Origin of the sequence: Ochrobactrum sp. SFR4 (assembly GCF_019730395.1) — a bacterium.
Taxonomy (GTDB): domain Bacteria; phylum Pseudomonadota; class Alphaproteobacteria; order Rhizobiales; family Rhizobiaceae; genus Pseudochrobactrum.
Genome location: NZ_JAAPBB010000841.1, coordinates 1 through 267, shown reverse-complemented (window position 1 = coordinate 267; position 267 = coordinate 1). Strand labels below are relative to the sequence as shown.

Sequence of the window (267 nt, the reverse complement as noted above, 5' to 3'; positions counted from 1 at the left end):
CCACACAGGATAATATTTCCGGCGGTATGCGAATGCTGAAGGAAAACAGCCCTGCGGCTTTTGACATGCTGGCGCTGGCCATTCAGAAACCACGCTTTGATCAGGCTGCTATTGACCGTATCCGTGCACAGATTGTGACCGGCATTAAAGCCTCGCAGAATGATCCGTCGACCATTGCCTCGCAGAAATTTGCGGAAGTGCTCTATGGCAAGCATCCTTATGCGCGCCGTGATGAAGGCACAGTACAGTCGCTGGAAGCAATCACCC

At 52.8% G+C, this 267-nt stretch carries 1 pseudogene; it reads left to right on the top strand.

Going from position 1 to position 267, the window contains the following annotated elements:
• Positions 1-267: pseudogene (locus HBA93_RS21450) on the top strand (insulinase family protein); the annotation flags it as partial.